We start from the raw sequence: 1582 nt of genomic DNA, 5'->3' as shown, positions 1-1582 counted from the left end.
CGCTCACCCCCCCCCGAGGGCGGCCGCCACGGTGGCCCTGCCGACCTCCGCGGCGACCGACCCGCCGGTCGCGGCGAGGCCCCGGTCACCACCGGACTCGGCGAGGACGGCCACCGCGATCTCCGGGTTGTCGTACGGGGCGAAGGCGCTGTACCAGGCGTGCGGGGGTGTGGACTTCGGGTCGGTGCCGTGTTCGGCGGTGCCCGTCTTCGAGGCGATCTTCAGGGCGGGGTCCTTGCCGCCCCCGCCGGTGTTGCGCTCCGACGCGATCATCATGTCCCGCAGCACGCCCGCATTCGCCGCCGACATCGCCGCGTCGCCGGTCAGTTCCTGCGGTGCGAACGACTCGATGTGCGACAGGTCCGGGGCGGTGAGTTCGCTCACCAGACGGGGTTTCATCGCGACCCCGTCGTTGGCGACCGTCGCGGCCAGCAGGGCGTCCTGCAGCGGGGTGAGCCGGACGCTGCGCTGGCCGATCCCGCTCTGGTACAGCGCGGCGTCGCTTTCCAGGTCACCGAGCTGCGACTGCGCGACCGGCATGGGCACCCGCAGGTCCGACATCCCGATGCCGAAGTCCGCGGCGGTCTCCCGCAGCTTCTCCCCGCCGAGTTCGGCCGCGAGCTCGGCGAAGGCGGTGTTGCAGGAGTGCGCCAGCGCGTCCGCGAGCGTGCCACCGGGGCAGGTGCTCCCGTTGAAGTTCTCCAGCGTGGCACTGGTACCGGGCAGTTTCACCTCGGGTTTCCGGGTGACCTCGGTGTCCGGCCCAGCACCGTTCTCCAGCGCCGCGGCCGTGGTGACCAGCTTGAACGTGGAACCCGGCGGGTACGTTTCCCGGATCGCCCGGTTCGCCATCGGTCTGTCCGGGTCGTCGGTGTAGCGCTGCCAGGCCTCCTGCTGTTTCTCGGAGCTGTGCGAGGCGAGTTCGTTCGGGTCGTACGAGGGCGTGGACACCATCGCGAGGATGTCCCCGGTCTTCGGGTCGAGCGCCACGACGGAGCCGGTGTAGCCGCGGTCGGTCATCGCCTGGTAGGCGGCCTCCTGCACGGCGGGATCGATGGTGACCCGGACGTTCCCGCCGCGGGTGTCGCTCCCGGTGATCAGGTCGGAGAGCCTGCGGACGAACAGCCGCGGATCGGAACCGTTGAGGAACTCGTCGTAGGCGCTCTCCAGGCCCGACGTGCCGTAGCTGATCGAGTAGTATCCGGTCACCGGGGCGTACATCGGGCCGTTGGCGTAGGTGCGCCGGTACTGGAACGTCGCGTCGTCGGTGGCCTCGACCCCGGCCAGCACCTGTCCCGCGTCCTCCGAGACGATCTTGCCGCGTTCGCGGGAGTACTCGTCGTAGAGCACGCGGCTGTTCCGCCCGTCGGTGCGGTAGTCGTCGGCCTCGACCACCTGGACGTACGTCGCGTTGGCCAGCAGCAGCGTCACCATCGCCAGCATGGCGACGCCGACCTTGCGCAGGGGGGTGTTCACGTCCGATTCCCCCTTTCAGGGCTGTGGCCCGCCGGGCCGGACGGGCCCGGCGGCGGCCCGTGGTCCGCGGGAGCTCCGTCGCCCGACGCGGGTGCGGGTCCCGGTG

General features: G+C 71.3%; 1 protein-coding gene. It reads right to left on the bottom strand.

Annotated elements, in window-relative coordinates; genetic code table 11:
- Positions 1-3: 3 nt before the first annotated feature.
- Entirely contained in the window at positions 4-1476 is a 1473-nt protein-coding gene (locus tag SACHA_RS0116030) for a peptidoglycan D,D-transpeptidase FtsI family protein (RefSeq protein ID WP_019811360.1), read from the bottom strand.
- Positions 1477-1582: the final 106 nt, after the last annotated feature.

This window comes from Saccharomonospora halophila 8, assembly GCF_000383775.1.
Lineage (GTDB): Bacteria > Actinomycetota > Actinomycetes > Mycobacteriales > Pseudonocardiaceae > Saccharomonospora > Saccharomonospora halophila.
This window is presented reverse-complemented; position numbering and strand designations above follow the sequence as displayed.